The sequence below is a fragment of the Bacillus sp. M13(2017) genome, from assembly GCF_002218325.1.
GTDB classification, from domain to species: domain Bacteria; phylum Bacillota; class Bacilli; order Bacillales; family Bacillaceae_G; genus Bacillus_A; species Bacillus_A thuringiensis_K.
Genome location: NZ_KZ268502.1, coordinates 242,428 through 264,901, shown reverse-complemented (window position 1 = coordinate 264,901; position 22,474 = coordinate 242,428). Strand labels below are relative to the sequence as shown.

The window sequence follows — 22,474 nt, the reverse complement described above, 5'->3', positions numbered from 1 at the left end:
AATGATTTGCTTATCTTATGTGTGCGTACGCTTAACAGCTTGCACATACTTTCGGACAGTCGCTACAGATACATTATATACATCTCCAAGCTCCGACTGTGTCATTTTATTTCCTTGTTCGCCGCGTACAATGTATTCAATCGCAGCTGACCAGCCGTACACATTTGTAAATATGTCTCCAGATGTATATAAACGTATGAACGTACAAAACCAAAAGTGTAAACACTCTTCAATTAATTCATCATCTTTTTTCGTATAATTGTATAATGCATCCGCGATTCGTACGCACTGCTCAAATTGTTGTAAATCAGCTGGAATACTCTTATGACTATTAAGTAAAAAGAAGTACTTTGCAAGTTGCGACACGATGGGAACACCGTTCTTCGCTTGCGTTATATCAAAAAAGAATCCAACCTTCTCCGGCGTTGACAATTCATTCATTAAATATAAAGCTAGCATTTGTTCTTCTAGCGTCGCACTTTGCTGAAATGATTTTCGTAATTCTTCAAATAACACGTTTTGTCCTTCATCTGCTAAATTCAGCGCATTCCACGGTTCTTTTCCCTTTTTATCAGGATGCAATTCCACGACATGTTGCCACATTTTTTCAGCTAGTTGTTGATCTTTCACCATATACGCAGAATATGCAAACCAATAATAAAAACTAACGTCTCCCTCGTATCCTTGACGCTTTAATAGTTTGAACCATTTATATGCATGCTCGAAATAACCAATTGTTGCAAGTGTAGTTCCCAGTTTCAAACGATGTTCAAATGAAATTGGATATACTGAAACTAGCTGTCCCGCTAACGCTTCTACTTGTTTATGCTCTCCAATTGAATATAGAAAAATAAGCGTATTACAAAGCGCATGTATATTACCAGGATTTTTCTCTAAAATCATTTCTGTTAACTTCAGTGCTTTGTCTACATTACCAGATTGAAAATGTGCAATGGCTAAATTATTATGCCCTGACCAAAACTCCGGATAATCCTTAGTAACAATTTCTAATGTAGCAATTGCTTCTTCCAATTGTCCATTACGAATATAACGATTCGCTTCTTCCTGCATAACAATTAAATCATCTTCATCTTCAATCTCTTCCGCACCCATTGCTTCTTCTTCCATAATCTCAAGAAGTTCTAATGTATCTTCTACGAATTCCTTCTCTTTTGCAACTTCTAAATAACGATCTGCATATTTCTTCGCCTGTTGAAATAACCCCATATATGCATAATTATTTGCAATAAAATAATAGCACTGTTCAAGTTCTGGATTAGATCTAACTAACTTTAAGAAGATTTGATTCGATTCTTGATATTCACCAGCCTCAGATAATACTGTTGCTAATTGACATAGAATAAACGGCTCCTTCTCACTTTGTGCCGCTCTTCGAAAATATTTAATTGCATCTTGCAATTTTTGTCCTTTGTAAGCTCTCATCCCTTTTTTATAAAAGAAGTCCGCTAATTGATTAAAAGAGATAACTTGTCCGTTCTCCTTATATATCCTTTGATTTTTCCCCATATATCCTCCAGTTTTTTGTTTTCTTCGTTCACACATTCTTCTATCTATAAGTATAAACGATTCCGTAAAAAACAAAACAGTATATTATACTCAATTATTTCCTTTTTATTCATAAAAAAAGAGGAGAAATGTTACATTTTCACCATGAACCTTCTCTTGCGGTCATTTGCTCTTTCGTATAAATAATACGCATTGGATTTCCACCTACGAAAGCACCGCTCGGTACATCTCTATGAACAAGTGTGCCAGCTGAGACAGTCGCACCGTCTCCAATTTTCACACCTGGTAATATTGTTACATTCGCTCCAATCATTACTTCATTTCCAATGACGATTTCGCCAAGTCGATATTCACGAATTAAATATTCATGTGCTAAAAGCGTTGTGTTATAGCCAATAATCGAATTCTCTCCCACAGTTATCTTTTCTGGGAACATAATGTCCGGCATAACCATAAGTGCAAATGATGTTTTCTTTCCTACTTTCATCCGTAAAAAAGTACGGTACAACCAATTCTTCACAGATAAAAATGGCGTGTAACGCGCAATTTGGATAATAATAAAGTTTTTCATTACCTTCCAAAAAGACACTGTTTTATACACATTCCATAACGAATTTTCTCCTGAAACAGGATAGCGCGTTGTCCGTCGCACTTAGCTCGCTCCTCTACTAACTTACTTGGACCTTTATGAACGGTTCATATTAGACAAAATCGGTAGCAAATCACTCATTTTATCTAGCATAAAGTCCGGCTTGTAAGCCTCTAAATACGCTCTACCTTTCAACGTCCATGAAACCGCAGCTGTTTTCGTCCCCGCATTTTGACCACCGACAATATCATGATGATTATCCCCAACCATCAATGCCTCTTCTGGTTTTGCATCTAATAATTCAAGCGCTTTTTGAAGTGGCTCCGGATGTGGTTTCACATGCTCTACATCATCAATTGTCACGACAACATCAAAAAATTCATCAAGCTTTGACAACTGTAATCCCATCTCAACGGTTTGTCTCGCTTTCGTTGTAACAATACCAACTTTATAACCTTGCTTCTTCAACTCTTGAACTGTTTCATATACAGTTTCATATTCTTCTACTAATTCATCATGATGATCATGGTTAAATTGACGATAGCTTGTAATTAACTCTTCAACCTTACTTTCATCAATCTTACTGAAAGTATCATGCAAAGACGGACCGATAAATGGCAATACATCTTCACGCTTATATTGATTTGGATAATATGTATGTAAAGTATGTAAAAAAGAAGAAATAATAAGTTCATTTGTATTAATTAACGTTCCATCTAAATCAAATAACACTGTATTTATTTTCATTGCCTGAGTCCTTTCTCTTTCCTGAATATGAAAGAAGCAGCATCTTATAATAAGATGCTACTTTTCTCTAATTTTCTAAATATCTTTTATCAGCTTGCCCCATTTTTCGTCTCACAATAATGAAAATAATAGAAATAACAACAAGTCCAATTGACATTACTTGTGCAATACGAAGTGGTCCTAGCATTAAACTATCTGTACGTAAGCCTTCTACGAAGAAGCGTCCTACTGAATACCAAATTAAATATGTGAAGAATAATTCCCCGCGACGTAAATTCACTTTTCTTAATGCAAGTAGTAAAATTACACCTACAAAATTCCATAATGATTCATATAAAAACGTCGGATGATAGTACACACCCTCAATATACATTTGATTAATAATGAAATCTGGTAAATGAAGACCTTCTAAAAACTGTCTCGTTACTTCATCACCATGCGCCTCTTGGTTCATAAAGTTTCCCCATCGGCCAATTGCTTGTCCTAGTAAAATACTTGGAGCAGCAATATCAGCCAACTTCCAGAAGGAAACTCCACGTCGCTTCGCAAAAAGAATTCCGGTAATAACAGCCCCGATTAAACCACCATGAATCGCCAAACCACCTTGACGAATATTAATAATTTGACTCGGATTTTGTGCGTAGTATTCCCATTCAAAAATAACATAGTACATTCTCGCAAAAAGAATAGCGATCGGTACCGCAATTAATACAAGGTCAACAAATGTATCTTTTGGAATACCTAGCCTTTCTCCCTCGCGAGTTGCCAGCCAAAGACCTAATAGCACACCTGTACCAATAATAATCCCGTACCAATACACAGGAAACGGCCCAAGTTGGATAGCTACACGGTCAAGCTGTGGTACAGAAGCTAACAGCATATGTATATGACCTCCCTCTCCAAAGTTTACTCCTGATTTCCTAACTCAATCGCACTCATTAATCGTTCTGAGAACTGTTGTGCTGCATTGACTCCCATACGTTTTAAACGGAAGTTCATCGCTGCTACTTCAATAATAACAGCCAAGTTTCGACCAGGACGAACTGGAAGTGTAATCTTCGTAAGTTCTGTATCAATAATTTTCATCTTCTCTTCATCAAGACCTAAGCGATCATAATTTTTCTTTTGATCCCAAATTTCAAGATTAATAACAAGTGTAATACGCTTATAATTTCGTACTGCCCCTGCACCGAATAACGTCATAACGTTAATAATACCTAGACCACGAATTTCTAATAAATGCTCGATTAAATCTGGTGAGCTTCCTACTAATGTGTCTTCATCTTCTTGGCGAATTTCTACACTATCATCAGCAACAAGGCGGTGACCACGCTTTACAAGCTCAAGAGCTGTCTCACTTTTACCAACACCACTTTGACCTGTAATTAAAACACCAACACCGTAAATATCTACTAATACACCATGAACAGCAGTTGTTGGTGCTAACTTACCTTCTAAATAATTGGTTAAACGACTTGATAATCTCGTCGTCGTTTGAGAAGAACGTAATAAAGGCATGCCTGATTCACGTGATGCTTGTAATAACTCATCTGGTACATCTTGATTACGAGTTATAATAATACATGGCGTCTCCTCAGTACAAAGCGCTTTCATTCTCTCTTGTTTTTGCTCTGTTGTTAACGTATCAAAGAACGTAAGCTCCGTTTTACCAAGAAGCTGCACACGATCTGCTGGATAGTATGTAAAAAATCCTGCCATTTCAATTCCAGGTCGTGATAAATCACTTGTATCAATCGGACGATGAATGCCTTCTTCACCACTGATTAACTCCAATTGAAATTGTTCAATTAAATCTTTTGTCCTTACTTTCGGCATATGTATAAACCTCCACTCCGCTGCGGGTTCAGTCTCGTTTGATGTGAAATTCCATTCTATCGGATATTGTACCATTTTTTTCTGGAAACAAGAAATACGGTTTCTAATAAATAGAAAAAAACATTTCATACGAATAATGAAATGTTTTTCTTTTTGTCACTTTCTCTTTTTTTCATATAGAGGTTCAACAATTGCCTTTTCAATTATCATATTAAAAATTGAAATACAAATTGCCGCAACAATCGCTACACCAAATCCTGATATATTAAAAGCATCTCCTAATAATGAATCTGCTATTTTTAACGTAATCGCATTAATAACAATTAAGAAGAACCCGAAAGTTACAACCGTAATTGGTAACGTAATTAAAATTAAAAACGGTTTTACGAACACATTTAAAACAGCCAAAATAATACTCGCAATAATTGCAGTTTGTATATTTGCTACGTAAAATGCATCTGGTGCAATCCCTTTTAAAAGTCCCGATACAGCGATTAACACAACGCTATTTACAAGAAGTGATACAATCCATCTCATTTCGTTACACATCCTTTTAACCATATATATTTCATCATACGCTAATAGATAATAAACGCAAGTATCATACAAATACTTATATCAACTTATTCTACTCTTCATGCTTGTATACCTACTAACACTTCCTCGCAAAATAAGGACCACACCACCTATTTTCATGAGTTTTTACAAAGGTCCAAGTGAAATCTTTATCTACAATATAGATATCGCCTTTATACGCATCGTCTGTCTCACACAATATATCATCCATATGTAACAAACTCGCATCCTTTATTAACAGTACTTCATCACAGTGTTGGTAGAAAACATAGCACTCCTTTTTCGCTTCATTATGAAACGCTCTCTCTGCTTCTGTTCCTTCTAAACACTTCTTTTTCTCATAACTAAATATGTGCCATAGATAACCACATGCATACCTATCTCCATAAAGAAAAATATCTTCTTTTTCTTCATCACTTAAATGATTTGCAAAGTGATCCTCCCAGCGCTTGCGAAAATATATACCCCAACTTTGAAATTCTCTTACCTTCATATTTTTCTTCCTTAACATCTCTAAAAACTCCATCTTCTCCCCCTATACAATAAAAAACCGAGCGTCATTTCCACTCGGTTTTCATCAATAAACTTATTGCGATAACTCTACTTCTTTTATTTTCTCTTTCATTCTTGCTTTATCACGATTTAAGATCTCTTTTAAATACTTACCTGTGTACGAGCGCTCTTCTTTCACTACTTGCTCTGGCGTTCCAGAAGCAACGATTTGTCCACCTTTATCTCCGCCCTCTGGTCCAAGATCAACGATATAATCAGCTGTTTTAATTACATCTAGATTATGTTCAATTACAAGTACAGTTTCACCGCTCTCAACAAGACGTTGCAGCACTTCTAAAAGACGTGCAATATCATGCGCATGCAAACCAGTCGTTGGCTCATCTAAAATGTATAACGTACGACCTGTAGAACGACGGTGTAATTCAGAAGCTAATTTCACACGCTGTGCTTCCCCACCAGATAATGTTGTTGCTGGTTGACCTAATTTCATATAACCAAGCCCAACATCTACAAGCGTTTGAAGTTTACGCTTAATTTTAGGAATATTGGCGAAGAAGTCTACTCCATCTTCAATTGTCATCCCTAACACTTCAGAAATATTCTTATCTTTATATTTCACTTCTAACGTTTCACGATTATATCGTTTACCGTGACAAACTTCACACGGAACGTATACGTCTGGTAAGAAGTGCATTTCAATTTTAATAATTCCATCACCACGGCACGCTTCACAACGGCCACCTTTTACGTTAAAACTGAAACGTCCTTTTTGATATCCACGCACTTTCGCTTCATTCGTTTGTGCAAACACATCACGAATATCATCGAATACACCTGTGTACGTCGCTGGATTAGAACGTGGTGTACGACCAATTGGCGATTGATCAATATCAATTACTTTATCTAAATGTTCAAGACCTCTAATCTCTTTATGAGTACCTGGCTTCGCTTTCGCTTTATATAGCTTTTGCGCTAACGATTTATATAGTACTTCATTAATCATCGTACTTTTACCAGAACCAGATACCCCTGTTACCGCTACAAACGTACCGAGTGGAAATGACATCTTCGCATTCTTTAAGTTATTCTCTTTTGCGCCGACAATCTCCACTTTACGTCCGTCACCTTTACGTCTTTCAAGTGGAACCGGAATAAACTCTTTACCGCTTAAATACTTCCCTGTTAATGAATTCTCATCTTGCATCACTTCAGCTGGTGTACCTGCTGATACGACTTGTCCACCGTGAATACCTGCGCCAGGCCCGATATCAAGTAAATAGTCAGCTGCCATCATCGTATCTTCATCATGCTCAACAACAATTAACGTATTACCTAAATCACGCATTTCTTGCAATGTACGAATAAGACGATCGTTATCACGCTGGTGTAAACCGATAGAAGGCTCATCAAGAATGTAAAGCACGCCAGTAAGACGAGAACCAATTTGCGTCGCTAAACGAATACGCTGCGCCTCACCACCTGATAATGTTCCGGCGGCACGACTTAACGTTAAATAATCTAAACCGACGTTTACTAAGAACCCAACGCGCTCCTGAATTTCTCTTAAAATTAAATGAGCAATTTTTTGTTGTTTCTCCGTTAACTCCACATTTGAGAAGAATTCCTGTACTTCTTGAACAGAATATTTCGTTACATCAGCAATCGTTTTCCCACCAACGAAAACAGCTAAACTCTCAGGTTTTAAACGTCCACCTTTACACTTCGGACAAGCTTGTTCTGCCATATACTTTTCCATTTGCTCACGAATGTAATCAGAACTCGTTTCGCGATAACGACGTTCAATATTTGGAATAACACCTTCAAATAAAATCTCATTTTCCTTTACTTGACCAAATTCATTTACATAGCGGAAATAAACTTTCTCTTCACCGCTTCCGTACAACACTTTATCAAATAAATCTTTCGGTATATCTTTCACAGGCACATCCATATCAACGCCGTAGTGATTACATACAGATTGTAAAAGTTGTGGATAGTATTGTGAACTTGTCGGTTCCCAAGGCGCAATCGCATGTTCATTTAATGATAAATCCCAGTTCGGGATAACAAGCTCTAAATCGACCTCTAGCTTTGAACCAAGTCCATCACAAGAAGGACATGCTCCGAACGGACTGTTGAATGAGAACATACGCGGCTCTAATTCTCCGATTGAAAAACCACAATGCGGACAAGCATGATGTTCACTAAATAGAAGTTCCTCTTCTCCCATTACATCAATTAACACTCGGCCTCCGCCAAGCTTTAATGCACTTTCAAGTGAATCAGCAAGACGGCTTGCGATTCCTTCTTTTACAACAATACGGTCAATTACAACTTCAATGGAATGCTTTTTATTTTTATCTAACATAATCTCTTCAGATACATCAAGCATTTCACCATCAACACGTACACGAACATATCCTTGCTTCTTAATATCTTCAAGTACTTTCACATGTGCACCTTTACGCCCAGACACGATAGGAGCTAACACTTGTAATTTCGTACGTTCAGGATATTCAAGAACACGGTCTACCATCTGCTCTACTGTTTGTGATGTAATTTCAATCCCATGATTTGGACAAATTGGCGTACCAATTCGCGCAAATAATAAACGTAAATAATCATAAATCTCCGTTACCGTTCCGACAGTTGAACGTGGATTACGACTCGTTGTTTTTTGATCGATTGAAATCGCTGGTGACAATCCTTCAATCGTGTCCACATCCGGCTTATCCATTTGTCCTAAAAACTGGCGCGCATACGCAGATAATGACTCTACGTATCTGCGCTGCCCTTCTGCATAAATCGTATCAAATGCTAATGATGATTTCCCCGAACCAGACAATCCCGTTACAACGACAAGCTGATTTCTCGGAATGGTTACATCAATATTTTTTAAGTTATGTGCTCTAGCACCTTTTACAACGATAAAATCCTTGCTCTTACTCACTTTTTTCACCCTTCCGCTTTTAATTCTAATAGTAAATCTCTTAGTTCAGCTGCACGCTCGAAGTCTAACGCTTTTGCTGCTTCTTTCATCTCTGCTTCCATCTTCGCAATTGTCTTTTCGCGCTCTTTTTTCGTCATCTTCTTAGCTGGCGTTGCTTCATACGTTTCCGTTTCTTCAGCAGCTGTCGTTGCACGGATAACATCACGAACGCCTTTTTGAATCGTTTTCGGCGTAATACCATGCTCTTCATTGTAAGCTTCTTGTATACTACGACGACGCTTCGTTTCTTCAATCGCAATTCCCATAGATTTCGTTATACGATCTGCATACATAATAACGCGGCCGTTTTCATTACGTGCGGCACGACCGATTGTTTGAATTAATGAACGCTCTGAACGTAAGAACCCTTCCTTATCAGCATCTAAAATAGCGACAAGTGATACTTCTGGAATATCTAATCCTTCTCGTAATAAGTTAATACCGACAAGTACATCAAACTTACCAAGGCGAAGATCACGAATAATTTCAATACGTTCTAACGTTTTAATTTCAGAGTGAAGATAGTTCACTTTAATTCCTACATCTTTTAAGTAATCCGTTAAATCCTCTGACATCTTCTTCGTTAAAGTCGTAATTAATACACGCTCATTTTTTGCAATACGATCTTGAATTTCTCCTAATAAATCATCAATTTGACCTTCAATTGGTCGTATATCAATTGGTGGATCTAAAAGCCCTGTTGGACGAATAATTTGCTCTATTACTTCTGGCGACTGCTCTAACTCGTACGGTCCTGGCGTTGCTGAAACATAAATAACTTGATTTGTTTTCTCTTCAAACTCATCAAACATAAGCGGTCTATTATCTAAAGCCGATGGCAGACGGAATCCATGATCCACAAGCACTTGCTTACGTGCTTGGTCACCGTTATACATCGCTCTTACTTGCGGTACTGATACGTGCGACTCATCCATGACGATTAAGAAATCTTCAGGGAAATAATCTAATAACGTATACGGTGTTGCCCCTGCTGGTCGAAGCGTTAAATGGCGGGAATAGTTTTCAATGCCTGAACAAAAGCCCATCTCACGCATCATTTCTAAATCATAACGTGTACGCTGTTCTATACGCTGCGCTTCTAACAACTTACCATTATCATTTAATTCCTTTAAACGCTCTTCTAATTCTTTTTCGATATTTTCAATAGCGACCTTCATTTTCTCTTCACGTGTAACGAAGTGAGATGCTGGGAAGATTGCTACATGATCACGTTCTGCTAATACTTCACCTGTTAACGCATTTACTTCACGAATACGATCGATTTCATCACCGAAAAACTCAATTCGAATACAATGCTCATCAAGTGATGCTGGGAAGATTTCAACTACATCTCCGCGCACACGGAATGTACCACGCTTGAAATCAATATCATTACGTCCATACTGTACATCAACAAGTTCACGAAGCAATTGATTGCGGTCTTTTTCCATACCAACTCGAAGCGAAACAACTAACTCGCGGTATTCTTCTGGAGAACCTAAGCCATATATACACGAAACACTCGCAACGATAATTACATCGTCCCGTTCAAATAATGCAGACGTTGCCGAGTGACGCAATTTATCAATTTCATCATTAATCTGCGCATCCTTTTCAATAAACGTATCTGTTTGTGGTACATACGCTTCTGGCTGGTAATAATCGTAGTAACTAACAAAATATTCAACTGCATTATTCGGGAAAAAGTCTTTCAACTCACTATATAACTGCCCTGCTAACGTTTTATTATGAGCCATAACAAGTGTTGGCTTTTGCACTTCTTTAATGACATTTGAAATCGTAAATGTCTTACCCGTTCCTGTCGCTCCAAGCAACACTTGCTTTTTCTTTCCACTATTAATTCCCTCTACAAGCTTCTCTATAGCTACCGGCTGATCACCTTGCGGGGAATACGCTGAGACAATTTCAAATTGACGTTCCAAGAAAATCCGACCTCCTCATAAAAATCTGTATTATTATTTTACCACGAATACCTATAAAAAACCTAAAAAAACGAACAGATATTCGGTAAAATTTTCGACAATATACACGTAGAAAAAGGAAGGAGTAAATACTTCCTTCCTCTACTAATTCTATTTTTTAGGTACATATACTAAGTCATATCCATTGCGCCCATTTTCATTCACACAGTCTATTAACCTATAAGCCGTTTGCGATTCACACTGCTCTTTAACAATCCTTTTACAGCTATCTTTATATAACCTCTTATCCTCACCAGCAAATTTGTCTTGTCTACTATCTAACACATAATGTATATCTTTCCCACTATGCTCTAATGTTTGAAAAACCGGGTCATCTTCTTCGGTATACTGTACAATTCTTATTTCATCAACTTTCCCTTGTTCCACATTCCAAACGAACTGCTCGAATTTATCTAGATTGGAAATCCTGGTTCCCTTTACAATGACATCATTCTTCTTGTTAATTGTAGTGTTAGATGGTGAACATGCTACTAAACTAAAGAGAAATAGATATATATAAATGGTTCTTTTTCCTATTTTTATCCTCTCCTATAAAAATTATTTGTATACCCAAAAGCTACTTTCAACTATGAAAGTAGCTTTTCTTTTCCTTTCTCCTTCTTCGGAAAAATAACATATGAAAATGAAATTGCTGTATCAATTAAAAATACAATCGCCCACACTTGGCTGACGCGACTTGCAGCTTTATTTAAAACGATTCCCGATTCTAACCAATTACCCCATTTTTCAAATGGAATAAATCCATACGCGAAGTAAAAGAATATGTGCACACCAACGAATAAAACAAGATGTAATACCCAATTTTTTATTTCCTGCTTCGCATAAGCCATACCTGTTAATTCTACGTGCTCTTCCATAATTGGCGCTGGTTCATTCCGCCATTTCGCAACTAGCTTTTGCGCAAATATATCAAGCTTCTTCAAATCCTTTTTCCCGTAGAAAACTGCATACAATAAAATAATTACAGTAATGATCTGAAAGTTAGAGAACTTTCCTGTTTGATAATAGTCCACTACTCCTAAGGATAAAATGAACACTTCATTTACGAGTAGTACAATCCCCATAATAAAGCTTGCCTTCTTCAAACGGAATCCGTAACGGAGTAAAAAGAAACCGATAGCCGATAACCAAAATACAATCTCTGCCCCAATTAAAAAATACCAACGATATTCTGCGAGTATACTCATTTACCCTTCTCCTTTTCATCATATATACGAAAAGCTTCATCCATATATAATAAAAATTCTTCTTCAATTGGATACATGCTCATTTTCTGTGAATCTTCCTTCGATTTTCTAACTTCCCATAACTTATCTAAAAATGCTTCATCACCATTGGCCATTTCTAAACACTTCTGCATTAATCTCTTCGTTGCCCTTTGTACCTCATCACTCGCGACTTCTTTGCCGTATTTCATAAAAGTGCGTAATTGCTTTAATACATCTACCCACTCTAAAACATTCGGATCTTGTTCACTCATATTTGGCAAATTATGAAGCAATTTTTGTTCTTCCTTTGAAAACACTTCATTTTGAAATATTTCACGTATACGAGAAGACTGTTTTGAAAGCTGAATCAGTTCAAACATAACTTTCCAATCAAGTTCTCCCTCTACATCTACCGAATAAACAACAGCTTGTAAAACACGCTCCATTCGATTAAACTTCTTTTGTTCTTCCTGTACAAATCGAAGTTGTTTTTCAAGCAAATCCTTTAAATTAAGCTCACCTTTTACTAACATATTCGCAGACTCTTTTAATGAAAATCCCATTTCCTTTAAAAATAAAATTTGTTGCAAACGAATAACGTCATTTTCACTATATAACCGATGCCCGCCTTCTGTTTTCCCGCTCGGCTTTAATAAATCTATTTGATCATAATAACGTAATGTACGTACTGTTACCCCTGTTTCTTTCGTCAATTGTTGTATTGAAATCACTACCATCACCTCTTCCCCTTCATTATAAAAGATGACGTTACGTCACTTTCAAGCCTTTTGTAAAAAAATACAAAAAGCTGTTTATACTCTTCGTATAAACAGCTTTTACGGAAATAATCCTTTTTGTACAGCGCGCCCACAAAATAAAATAAGTGCTCCAACAACAACACTCGTTGCCGTTTTATGATAATGGGCTAATAATAATAATAAATAATACGATAAACCTACAGTACCAATCATAATACACATACTCGGCACTGGATTACGAGAAAAGTTTTGCATTCCCCAAAGAAGCGCAAATATAGCTGTAGCGACACATAACACCGGTAATCCCATCCCAGTTCCCCTTTTTCTATCTATTATTCCTTGTTGCCAACACGCTCGTTGATGCCGTACTAATTAAACTAATTAATAAACCAAAACCAATCCTTATATATTTAAACGTTTAATTTAATTGAAATCTCTCAAGCTTGTCAGTTATTTTCTTTCTCCTTACTCCAGCGTAAAGATTTCCTCCACCTTCACTCCAAAATATTTGGCGATTTTTAAGGATAGCTCTAGACTCGGGTTGTAATGATGATTTTCAATCGCCACGATCGTCTGCCGCGTCACCTGCATCGCCTTTGCCATTTCAACTTGTGTTATATGATTTTGCTTTCTTAATTCTTTTATTTTATTTTTCACACCCATAGAATCCACCTTCAAAAGTAAAGATATCTTTACTTGAATTATAAATATTTTCCAGTTTTAAATAAAGATATCTTTACAAATTTTAGAAAAATATTTCACTGAACATCTACTCTAACGAAGTACAAGAGTAATTCAATTTATATCAGCGATTTCCCAAATATATCAGCGCAACTTAAATTATATCGGCGATTTCCCAAATATATCAGCGCAACTCCATTTATATCGGCGATTTTTCAAATATATCGACTTACCGACAAATATCGACATCCGTAGCGCTACTATAATCATAAGAAAAAGCTGTCCCCAAATACCTTCAGGAACAGCTTTCTCCTCTACTACATAAATCCTAACGCATATACAAGAACGTATCCAAGAACCGATAAGCAAATCGAGCCAATCAGCCCTGCCACGAATGCTTTACTTCCTAATTTACGGAATGTTTTAAACTCTACATTTAAACCGAGCCCTGCCATCGCCATTGCGATTAGCATATAAGCAATGACAACAATATATCCCGCAACTACTTCTGGAATAATCCCGAGCGAATGCACTGCACTCATTGCTAAAAACCCGAAGATGAACCACGGAATTGGAAGGTCGCGCCACGATCTTTTTTCCTTGCTTCCCTCGCTCTTACCAAACCATAATCCGATTAAAATCGCTACTGGTACAAGCATTGCAACGCGCGTTAGTTTCACGATAACTGCGATGTCTACAGCCGGGCTTCCTCCTGGCGCCGCAGCTGCGATGACATGAGCGATTTCGTGAAGCGTCGCACCTGAGAATACACCGTAACCGTACGGAGATAAACCAAGCACTGGATATAATAACGTATAAATAAGCGTAAATATAGTACCTAAAATTGCGATGATTGCTGCTCCAACTGCCGTTTCGTCATCTTTTGCTTTCACTTGCGGTGCAATTGCCACGACCGCGGCTGCGCCGCAAATTGCCGTACCGCATGCAGTTAAAATTCCAAGTTTCTTTTCTACTTTAAATACTTTCGTTAATCCGTATACAACAAAAATAGTAAATGTAATAACAACCGCCGCGATGACCAATACTTTCGGTCCCGCCTTCGCAATATCAACAAGATTTAATCGCATTCCAAGTAAGATGATTCCAAAGCGCAGCAACTTCTTACTCGCAAAGTTCGTTCCTGCAATCGCATCGTGAGGAACTCCAATTGCAGCGCGCCAAATCATCCCAATTAGAATAGCAATTACTAATTGTCCCATAATATTTAAAAATGGAAGCTCTGCTAAATATTTCGCGGCAATTGCGATTAATAATGTAATCCCAATTCCTTGCGAAAATCCAAAGCCCTTCTTCTTTTGTATAACAAGTGTTTGTTCCACCTTGTACCACCCCAATAATCGTATTGGAACATGCATGTTCTTTCTACTTACATTATAAGAGAGTTTCTATAATAAGTTTAATATCAATACCAAATCTCTATCATCAGAAATACTTATGATAAGATGATAGAAAAAGAAAGGAGCAGATTATATGAACGTAGACATTTTAAAAATTTTTGTTACTGTCGTTGAACAGAAACACTTCTCCCGTGCAGCAGAATTATTAAACCTTTCACAGCCTGGCGTAAGTATGCATATACGCAACTTAGAAAACGAATTTGGCACTACGCTTATTCAACGCTCCCCGAAACACGTCCAAGTTACGGAAGCAGGAAACATATTATATATACATGCAAAGCAAATGCTCTCTCTTTACGAAGATGCTAAACAAGAAATTAACGAACTACATAACGTTGTAACAGGAACACTTCGCATTGGTGCTAGTTTTACAATTGGTGAATACTTACTTCCAAAAATATTGGCTAACTATGCGAATGAAAACCCACACGTCGAAGTTCATACTTTCATCTCAAATACAGAAGACGTTTTGCAGAGCCTTCGTTCTAATCAAATTGATATCGGCTTAGTGGAAGGGCAAGTCGTATACGCTGACGTTGACGTTGAAACATTTATGCAAGATGAAATGAAGCTCGTCGTCCCGCCAAATCATCCATTGCTCCGCACAAATGAAATAAATGAAAGCACACTCCAAGATCAAGTATGGGTATTAAGAGAAAGTGGTTCTGGTACACGCGCTTATAGTGATCGCTTTATTCATCAACACCATTTAAAAATGAAACGATTCTTTACATTCAGTAGTATCCAAAGCGTAAAGGAAGCTGTTAGTGCCGGGCTTGGCATCGCTATACTTTCTGATTGGACTGTACGGAAAGAGCTACTAGCAAAAGAACTATTCCACGTCGAAGTTCCAAATGAACAACTCATCCGTCCATTCTCCATCGTACGCGGCAAATATTTCATTCCATCTAAAGCCATTCAAGTGTTCTTAAATCATGTAGATTCTTTTGCGAAAAAACAGAGTTGACCTTCACATTAGTGTGAAGGTTTACAATACATGTAAAAGGAGTGAAACACATTGCGAATTGGAGAATTATCAAAAGAAACTGGCGTTAGCGAAAGATCAATAAGACATTACGAAGAAAAGGGACTACTCCCTTCTAAGCGCCTCGCAAATGGCTACCGTGATTTTAATGAAAGTGCCATCGAAAAAGTGGAGCTGATTCAAATGTACTTACAAATCGGCTTAAATTTAGAAGAGACGGCAAGGATGCTGCGTTGCCTTGCAATTGAACCGCACCTGTACGACAATCCGTGTAGCAGTATCCTTACGCTTTATGAAGATAAACTCAATGAAGTAACAAAACAAATCACATTGCTTTCCAACATCCAAACGAATTTGCAAAAACACGTTTCACTCCTAAAACAAGCAAAAGAAAAGGGATGATTACATGTTTGTTATACATGGCAGTTCAAGACAAAACGGAAATACAGAAGCTTTAACACATATGATGATAGAGGGCATTGAAACAGAACAAATTTACTTGCGTGATCATACCGTCTATCCTATTACAGACCAACGTCATGATGCAGAAGGATTCCAACCTGTAAATGATGACTATGAGCAGTTAACGAAACGCATGCTAGAGCACGACACAATTATCTTTGCTACACCATTATATTGGTACGGAATGAGTGGACATATGAAAAACTTTGTTGATCGCTGGTCACAAAGCTTGCGCGATACATCTCTTCATTTCAAAGAAAAAATGAAAGGCAAAAAAATGTATGTTGTCATCGTTGGCGGGGACAATCCAAAGCTAAAAGCATTACCGCTTATTGCTCAATTCCAATATATCTTTGATTTTGTTGGTTCTTCATTTGAAGGTTATGTTATTGGGGATGCGAATGGACTAAATAAAATTAAAAACGATGCTGAGGCGCTGGCAAAAGCACAATTGTATAATAATAAATTCAAAAATAGCGAACAGAAATAAGTTTGACAAACCCTTTTGTATGCGTATACAATAAAAGTAATATTATGAAAGGAAGGTACTTTGACCAATGAAGTTCTAATTCTCTTATTTATTTCATCCATCACAAATAGTGAACAAAAATGATGAAAACTAGCAGGGGATTAGTCTGTCCATTTGTCGATACTTTCTTTCGAAACGATCATGTAAAAAATCGTTTATTTATGTACGATTTTTTACATACAAGGGCGACGTTTATCCTCTCTAGTGAAACTAGGGAGGGTTTTTTATGACTATTTTATTCGCAAGTAATATTGAAAAGAGCTTTGGTGATCGCACACTATTTACATTACCATCACTGGAAATTCAAGCACAGGATCGCATAGGAATTGTCGGAGTCAACGGAGCTGGTAAATCTACGTTATTACAAATATTAAGTAAAGAAATAGAAGCTGACAGAGGCATAGTAACTCATCATAGTTCTATCGCCATCATTCCTCAGCTTAGCGAAGAACTACCGGAAACCGCTTCTTCTCTCGCAAAAGGAAAATGGAGTATTTCAAACGTTACCGACGCAATGAGCGGCGGTGAACGAATGCGGCTAAAGATTGCTCATGCTCTCGAACAAAATGCAGGCATTTTATTCGCTGATGAACCAACAAGCCACTTAGATATGGTCGGTACAGAGCAATTAGAAAAGGCACTTTCATCTTATAAAGGGGCACTTGTTTTAATATCGCATGATCGTGAATTTCTAGATAATATATGTACCAAAATTATTGAAATTGAAGACGGTATTATTCAAGAGTACAAAGGGAATTATTCAAACTATCGAAAACAAAAAGAACGTGAACGAATACAAAAACAAGCAGAATATGAGCAATATATACAAGAAAAAAATCGTTTAGAACAATCCATTCTACAAAGAAAACAACGTGCTTCTAACATGACAAAAATCCCAACACGGTTCAGTTCATCTGAATCTAGACTTTATAGGTTAAGTGGGGCTCATGGCCAAGAACAAGTTAGCAAAGCAGCGAAAGCATTAGAGACACGTCTCGAAAAACTAGAAAAGAAGGAAAAACCAAAGGATCTTTCTCAAGCTCAATTTGACGTACAATACCATACACCCATTCATAGTAAGGTGGCAGTACAATTCAATAAAGCAACAAAGAAAATAGGCGACCGCACACTATTTAAAAATATGAATGGAACTATTGCCCCTGGTGCAAAGCTTGCCGTTTTAGGGGCAAATGGAAGCGGCAAAACCACTTTGTTCAACATGCTTCTCACAAACGAGCGTGGCATGCAGCTATCGAAAAGTTGTAAAATTGGATACTTCGAACAAACATTATCTATTTTAAAAACAGATAAAACAATTTTAGAAAATGTTCTAGAAGAAACAAACTATACGGAAGCATTCGTTCGCACAATACTTGCGCGGCTTCTATTCCGCCGTGAGGATGTTCATAAACCTGTGCACATTCTAAGCGGGGGTGAACGAATGAAGGCTGCACTCGCAAAAGTATTTTTAGGAAACTATAATATGCTTCTGCTCGATGAACCGACAAACCATTTAGACTTAGCAACGCAAGAAGAATTAGAAACCATGTTACAGGAGTATCCTGGCACTATACTTTTTATTAGCCATGACCGTGCCTTTATTCGCTCTGTTGCAGACCATATTCTCCAAGTAGATGAGAGTGAACCAAGAATCTTCCACGGTAATTACGAGCAATACACAAAAAGAACCAGCGGAGATTCTGTAAATGTTACTGAACAAGAATTGTTACGATTACAAACAAAATTAACAGAAGTCATCGGCCGGATTTCCATTCCAAATCATCACGATGACATCACATCTCTCGAACAAGAATATGCAAAATTATTAACTCAAATTCAAAAATGTAAAGAAGCACTCTAATGTCTTCCCTATATATCGACGGGGCCTTCCACATTTCCCAAGGAATATTGAAACTTCGACATATAAAAGTAAAAAGCCGTGCATCAGCACGGCTTTTTACTTTTATATACGGACAGCAGTCCCGCTCACCGCAACCATTAGCATTCCTTCGCGAACTACTTCGTAATCCACGTCTATACCAACAATTGCATTCGCATTTTTTTGTCTTGCGAAAGTTTTCATTTCTTCCATTGCGATGTCGCGTGCTTCTTTTAATTTACTTTCATAAGCGCCCGCACGACCGCCGACAACGTCACGAACAGAGGCGAAAAGGTCACGAACAATATTCGCGCCCATAATCGCTTCTCCATTGACGATATCGATATACTCAATAATTTCTTTTCCTTGAATTGTAGACGTTGTTGTTACAATCATACTTTATAGCCTCCCATATGAGATTTTTACCTACTTATGGTGCACTAATTCAGTACAAATTATATTTACGAACTAAACTGAGCTTCGTATAACCTACTATATCCTCCGCCTTGCTCAATTAATTCATTATGTGAACCTTGTTCTGCAATACCATCTTTATTTACAACGACGATGCGATCTGCATTTTTAATCGTTGCAAGTCTGTGAGCGATAACTAATGTTGTACGACCAACAGATAGCTCCGCAAGCGATTTTTGAATTGCAAGTTCTGTCTCAGTATCTAATGCAGAAGTTGCTTCATCCAATATTAAAATTGGAGGGTTTTTCAAGAACATACGAGCAATAGCTAGACGCTGCTTCTGTCCACCTGAAAGTTTCACGCCGCGCTCACCGATAACAGTATCTAAACCGTCCGGCTGTGAGTAAATTAAATCTTCTAACTGCGCACGTTTTACTGCCTGCCAAATTTCAGCTTCTGATGCTTTTAAATTTCCGTAAGCAATATTTTCACGAATTGTTCCTGAGAATAAGAACACGTCTTGCTGCACAATTCCAATTTGCTTACGAAGTGAAGATAACGTCATATCTTTCGTATCAATACCATCAATTTGAATCGATCCAGATGATTGCTCATAAAAACGTGGTAATAGGCTACATAACGTCGTTTTCCCAGCTCCTGATGGTCCAACGAACGCCACTGTTTCACCTGCATGTATTTTCAAACTAATGTCATTTAAAATCGGTTCTTTGTTTTCATATCCGAACGTAATGTTGTTATATTGAATATCACCATGTACATGTTTAACTTCCATTGCATCTTTAGAGTCTACAATGTCAGGCTCTGTTTCAAGAAGCTCTACATATCTTTTAAAACCAGCAATCCCTTTCGGATAGCTTTCGATTACCGCGTTAATTTTTTCAATTGGACGGAAGAAAATATTCGTTAATAGAACGAATCCGATAAATCCGCCGTACGTTAATTCTCCTTGCAAAACAAACCATGTACCGCATATTAAGACGAAAAGCGTTACAAGACGCATAAGCATATAACTAATCGATGAATTTAACGCCATAATTTTATACGCCATTAATTTCGTTGTACGGAAACGAGCGTTGTTCACAGCAAATTGCTCTTTCTCAAACTTTTCATTTCCGAATGCTTGTACAACACGAATTCCCCCAACATTGTTCTCAATGCATGCATTAAAATCAGCAACGTCTGAGAATAAACGTCTAAATGTACCTGTCATTTTTTTATTGAAGTAAAGTGCTAACCATAATAGGAATGGAATGACGAAGAACGTTAATAACGCTAACTTCCAGTTGATCATCATCATAAATGAGAATGCCCCAACTAAAGTCATTACGGCGATAAATAAATCTTCTGGTCCATGGTGAGCAATTTCCCCAATTTCCATTAAATCGTTTGTAAGGCGTGAAATTAAATGACCTGTTTTATTATTGTCAAAAAATCTAAATGATAGCTTTTGAATATGATCAAATAATTTCTGCCTCATATCTGTTTCAATGTTAACACCAAGCATATGTCCCCAATATGTAACGACATATTGTAAGCCTGCATTTAACATATAAACTGCGAGTAAACCGAAACAGGCCCATAAAATAAGCGTCCAGTTTTGCCCTGGCAATAACTTATCAATAAATTGATTTACGATAAGCGGGAAGCCAAGTTCTAATAATCCTGCGACAACCGCACAAGAAAAGTCGAGTATAAATAAACCTTTATATGGTTTATAGTACGAGAAAAATTTACGCAGCATATCTTACCTCCATTTTCCAAAATTAAAAAGACTCACTAAATGATAACCATTATCAAATAATTATTCAAGTTATCCGTCTATGAAACTGAAAATAAGCTTTCCGACAGTTGTCTTTTTTTGCCGGAAAGTCAATATATTCGAATAATCGCCGATATATTTCGAGTTGCGCTGATATATTTGCAAAATCGCCGATATATTTCAAGTTGCACTGATATATTCGGATAATCGCCGATATAAATTTCATTTACTAACTATCCTCCCCCCAAAAAACAAAAAAAGGTACCACCACAAGGTGATACCATTCCTTCTATTACATCGCTTCCGAATCCCACTCATGCTCCTGTTCAACGAATACAATACCTAATTCGTGATGTCCACCAGCATATAATGCAGTTTGTGCAAGACGAAGCTCACCATTTGTATCTAATACTTCTAATTTACAAAATGCTCCTGTCGTCTTCGTTTGAAGCGCATCATAAAATTCCTCGGCGCTTTTTGGAATGACTCCATTTACTTTCGTAATAATTTCTCCAGGAAGTAATTTCAGCTCTGCTCCAATTGTATTTGGAATTGTATCTAGTACAACGAGCCCATCATTGCGTGCAGCAAAATACGCTGGTCTTGTTTCATCGGCAATTTTTTCTTGCATCGAAATTGTGAAACGCCCAAGCATAGCGACTCCCATCGCGATAATTGCAAGTACGTGCCACCAGTAGCTTGCGATTCCTAAAACGAGCACAAGTCCCGCTAACCCATAAACACGTCTTCCTGTAAATAATAAAGCTTCCGTCGGCTCATAACTTTTAATCTTTCTCATAAATCCAATTAAAAATGGAACGAGGAATAGAGAATATGTATTTGACCCTATTGAAACGATAGGCCACCATGAAATAAACTGCGTTACCGCATCACCCGGTACAAGAATAAAAATAGGAACGATCCATAAACGCTTTGATTCGTGTAAACCAATCTTTAATCCACGCTTCCCCTTCCTAATCTTCGGCGTCGAATATCCTACTGCGTTTTTAGAAATCAATAAGCCTTCTACAATAAGCATCACGCCTAGTAAAATAACAAGGGATACAATGGTACTCTCTTCACCTTCTCGAAGCTGTAAAAAGGAAACTGGTAGCTTAGAAGATAATAGAACACATACAATCGCAATGCTAAATGTATAAGCTGCCGATAAATATCGATACATAGCCGTTAATCCAAATAGTAACGTCCAAATTAAAATGGCCCATAAGCTTGCTTTAGAAACAACAAGTCCAAGCCCAATCGTAACAATAGACACTACTAATCCATATCCAATCCCTGCAAATAGAGAGGTTCGCAGTTCAAACCAAATATCATAAACTTTAAAAGAAAAATCTTTTCGTTCTCTTAACATACGTAAGTATCCAACGAAGATACTACTTATTACAAATATATAGACAGCAGGGTGTAAGAAAAAACGTCCAACTGCCCGCATTATTTCAAAAATCCACGCCTCCATGAACTCATTCACCACCATTTATATCATTCTTTCTTTTTATATTATCATAACTAAACAAACGTTTGTTTAACACAAAAAAATACAGGCAGCAAACTGCCTGTA

Annotated in this window: 22 protein-coding genes; 4 read left to right on the top strand and 18 right to left on the bottom strand. The window is 37.3% G+C overall.

Annotated features, from left to right (window positions below):
• Nucleotides 1-15 precede the first annotated feature (15 nt).
• The 15 genes from CGQ22_RS10475 to CGQ22_RS10405 form a co-directional block, all read right to left on the bottom strand.
• Complete coding sequence (locus tag CGQ22_RS10475) at nt 16-1,527, bottom strand: tetratricopeptide repeat protein (RefSeq protein WP_000517724.1); 1,512 nt, start codon at nt 1,525-1,527, stop codon at nt 16-18.
• A gap of 139 nt (nt 1,528-1,666) precedes the next feature.
• The gene (locus CGQ22_RS10470; RefSeq protein ID WP_001255070.1) at nt 1,667-2,179 is read right to left on the bottom strand and encodes an acyltransferase; all 513 of its coding nucleotides are present in this window, start codon (nt 2,177-2,179) and stop codon (nt 1,667-1,669) included.
• Between the two features lie 33 nt (nt 2,180-2,212).
• Nucleotides 2,213-2,863, bottom strand: coding sequence for a pyrophosphatase PpaX (gene ppaX / locus CGQ22_RS10465; RefSeq protein ID WP_000700960.1), 651 nt, complete (start codon nt 2,861-2,863; stop codon nt 2,213-2,215).
• A 67-nt stretch (nt 2,864-2,930) separates the two neighbouring features.
• On the bottom strand, nt 2,931-3,743 hold the full coding sequence (lgt, locus tag CGQ22_RS10460; protein ID WP_046946629.1) for a prolipoprotein diacylglyceryl transferase: 813 nt from the start codon (nt 3,741-3,743) through the stop codon (nt 2,931-2,933).
• A 26-nt stretch (nt 3,744-3,769) separates the two neighbouring features.
• Complete coding sequence (gene hprK / locus CGQ22_RS10455) at nt 3,770-4,699, bottom strand: HPr(Ser) kinase/phosphatase (protein ID WP_001127251.1); 930 nt, start codon at nt 4,697-4,699, stop codon at nt 3,770-3,772.
• A 156-nt stretch (nt 4,700-4,855) separates the two neighbouring features.
• Nucleotides 4,856-5,236: a phage holin family protein gene (locus tag CGQ22_RS10450; protein ID WP_001267308.1), complete on the bottom strand. Its 381-nt coding sequence runs from the start codon at nt 5,234-5,236 to the stop codon at nt 4,856-4,858.
• 115 nt (nt 5,237-5,351) lie between these two features.
• The gene (locus tag CGQ22_RS10445) at nt 5,352-5,801 is read right to left on the bottom strand and encodes a DUF4275 family protein (protein WP_000394732.1); all 450 of its coding nucleotides are present in this window, start codon (nt 5,799-5,801) and stop codon (nt 5,352-5,354) included.
• Nucleotides 5,802-5,861: 60 nt separating this feature from the next.
• Entirely contained in the window at nt 5,862-8,738 is a 2,877-nt protein-coding gene (gene uvrA, locus CGQ22_RS10440) for an excinuclease ABC subunit UvrA (RefSeq protein ID WP_089148676.1), read from the bottom strand.
• 5 nt (nt 8,739-8,743) lie between these two features.
• Nucleotides 8,744-10,720, bottom strand: coding sequence for an excinuclease ABC subunit B (uvrB, locus tag CGQ22_RS10435; protein WP_061884745.1), 1,977 nt, complete (start codon nt 10,718-10,720; stop codon nt 8,744-8,746).
• Between the two features lie 150 nt (nt 10,721-10,870).
• A complete protein-coding gene (locus CGQ22_RS10430) occupies nt 10,871-11,302 on the bottom strand; it encodes a DUF4362 domain-containing protein (RefSeq protein ID WP_033690032.1) in 432 nt (143 codons plus the stop codon).
• A 44-nt stretch (nt 11,303-11,346) separates the two neighbouring features.
• Entirely contained in the window at nt 11,347-11,967 is a 621-nt protein-coding gene (locus tag CGQ22_RS10425) for a hypothetical protein (protein WP_000025199.1), read from the bottom strand.
• Nucleotides 11,964-12,725: a MerR family transcriptional regulator gene (locus tag CGQ22_RS10420; protein WP_000260359.1), complete on the bottom strand. Its 762-nt coding sequence runs from the start codon at nt 12,723-12,725 to the stop codon at nt 11,964-11,966. Before CGQ22_RS10420 ends, CGQ22_RS10425 begins: the two co-directional genes overlap by 4 nt.
• A gap of 99 nt (nt 12,726-12,824) precedes the next feature.
• Entirely contained in the window at nt 12,825-13,055 is a 231-nt protein-coding gene (locus CGQ22_RS10415) for a hypothetical protein (RefSeq protein ID WP_089148675.1), read from the bottom strand.
• A gap of 156 nt (nt 13,056-13,211) precedes the next feature.
• Nucleotides 13,212-13,409 carry a helix-turn-helix transcriptional regulator gene (locus tag CGQ22_RS10410; protein ID WP_000538364.1) on the bottom strand — a complete coding sequence of 66 codons (198 nt, stop codon included), beginning with the start codon at nt 13,407-13,409 and terminating at the stop codon, nt 13,212-13,214.
• Nucleotides 13,410-13,744: 335 nt separating this feature from the next.
• Nucleotides 13,745-14,767 (bottom strand): YeiH family protein, encoded by a 1,023-nt coding sequence (locus CGQ22_RS10405; RefSeq protein ID WP_000438406.1) that lies wholly within the window; start codon nt 14,765-14,767, stop codon nt 13,745-13,747.
• Between the two features lie 151 nt (nt 14,768-14,918).
• Between CGQ22_RS10405 and CGQ22_RS10400 the strand changes: the two genes are divergently transcribed.
• The 4 genes from CGQ22_RS10400 (at nt 14,919) to abc-f (ending at nt 18,682) form a co-directional block, all read left to right on the top strand.
• A complete protein-coding gene (locus CGQ22_RS10400; RefSeq protein ID WP_001099987.1) occupies nt 14,919-15,812 on the top strand; it encodes a LysR family transcriptional regulator in 894 nt (297 codons plus the stop codon).
• A 51-nt stretch (nt 15,813-15,863) separates the two neighbouring features.
• Entirely contained in the window at nt 15,864-16,232 is a 369-nt protein-coding gene (locus tag CGQ22_RS10395; protein ID WP_001219187.1) for a MerR family transcriptional regulator, read from the top strand.
• Between the two features lie 4 nt (nt 16,233-16,236).
• Entirely contained in the window at nt 16,237-16,782 is a 546-nt protein-coding gene (locus CGQ22_RS10390; RefSeq protein WP_089148674.1) for a flavodoxin family protein, read from the top strand.
• 265 nt (nt 16,783-17,047) lie between these two features.
• Entirely contained in the window at nt 17,048-18,682 is a 1,635-nt protein-coding gene (abc-f, locus tag CGQ22_RS10385) for a ribosomal protection-like ABC-F family protein (protein WP_061884750.1), read from the top strand.
• Between the two features lie 102 nt (nt 18,683-18,784).
• On the opposite strand, the gene CGQ22_RS10380 is transcribed toward abc-f, so the two are convergent.
• From CGQ22_RS10380 to CGQ22_RS10365, 3 genes are all read right to left on the bottom strand, one after another.
• Nucleotides 18,785-19,096, bottom strand: a complete 312-nt coding sequence (locus CGQ22_RS10380) for a heavy metal-binding domain-containing protein (RefSeq protein ID WP_000637523.1) — start codon at nt 19,094-19,096, stop codon at nt 18,785-18,787.
• Between the two features lie 65 nt (nt 19,097-19,161).
• Nucleotides 19,162-20,877, bottom strand: coding sequence for an ABC transporter ATP-binding protein (locus CGQ22_RS10375; protein ID WP_000944620.1), 1,716 nt, complete (start codon nt 20,875-20,877; stop codon nt 19,162-19,164).
• Nucleotides 20,878-21,187: 310 nt separating this feature from the next.
• Nucleotides 21,188-22,372 carry a PDZ domain-containing protein gene (locus tag CGQ22_RS10365; protein WP_000388611.1) on the bottom strand — a complete coding sequence of 395 codons (1,185 nt, stop codon included), beginning with the start codon at nt 22,370-22,372 and terminating at the stop codon, nt 21,188-21,190.
• Between the last annotated feature and the right edge of the window lie 102 nt (nt 22,373-22,474).

Bases quoted from the DNA above. Each gene is read 5' to 3' on its own strand.
- CGQ22_RS10410 (WP_000538364.1), bottom strand. From the start codon at position 13,409: ATGGGTGTGAAAAATAAAATAAAAGAATTAAGAAAGCAAAATCATATA.
- CGQ22_RS10390 (WP_089148674.1), top strand. From the start codon at position 16,237: ATGTTTGTTATACATGGCAGTTCAAGACAAAACGGAAATACAGAAGCT.
- CGQ22_RS10425 (WP_000025199.1), bottom strand. From the start codon at position 11,967: ATGAGTATACTCGCAGAATATCGTTGGTATTTTTTAATTGGGGCAGAG.
- CGQ22_RS10375 (WP_000944620.1), bottom strand. From the start codon at position 20,877: ATGCTGCGTAAATTTTTCTCGTACTATAAACCATATAAAGGTTTATTT.
- CGQ22_RS10380 (WP_000637523.1), bottom strand. From the start codon at position 19,096: ATGATTGTAACAACAACGTCTACAATTCAAGGAAAAGAAATTATTGAG.
- CGQ22_RS10400 (WP_001099987.1), top strand. From the start codon at position 14,919: ATGAACGTAGACATTTTAAAAATTTTTGTTACTGTCGTTGAACAGAAA.
- CGQ22_RS10365 (WP_000388611.1), bottom strand. From the start codon at position 22,372: ATGGAGGCGTGGATTTTTGAAATAATGCGGGCAGTTGGACGTTTTTTC.
- CGQ22_RS10475 (WP_000517724.1), bottom strand. From the start codon at position 1,527: ATGGGGAAAAATCAAAGGATATATAAGGAGAACGGACAAGTTATCTCT.
- CGQ22_RS10415 (WP_089148675.1), bottom strand. From the start codon at position 13,055: ATGGGATTACCGGTGTTATGTGTCGCTACAGCTATATTTGCGCTTCTT.
- ppaX (WP_000700960.1), bottom strand. From the start codon at position 2,863: ATGAAAATAAATACAGTGTTATTTGATTTAGATGGAACGTTAATTAAT.
- abc-f (WP_061884750.1), top strand. From the start codon at position 17,048: ATGACTATTTTATTCGCAAGTAATATTGAAAAGAGCTTTGGTGATCGC.
- CGQ22_RS10420 (WP_000260359.1), bottom strand. From the start codon at position 12,725: ATGGTAGTGATTTCAATACAACAATTGACGAAAGAAACAGGGGTAACA.
- lgt (WP_046946629.1), bottom strand. From the start codon at position 3,743: ATGCTGTTAGCTTCTGTACCACAGCTTGACCGTGTAGCTATCCAACTT.
- CGQ22_RS10445 (WP_000394732.1), bottom strand. From the start codon at position 5,801: ATGGAGTTTTTAGAGATGTTAAGGAAGAAAAATATGAAGGTAAGAGAA.
- CGQ22_RS10450 (WP_001267308.1), bottom strand. From the start codon at position 5,236: ATGAGATGGATTGTATCACTTCTTGTAAATAGCGTTGTGTTAATCGCT.
- hprK (WP_001127251.1), bottom strand. From the start codon at position 4,699: ATGCCGAAAGTAAGGACAAAAGATTTAATTGAACAATTTCAATTGGAG.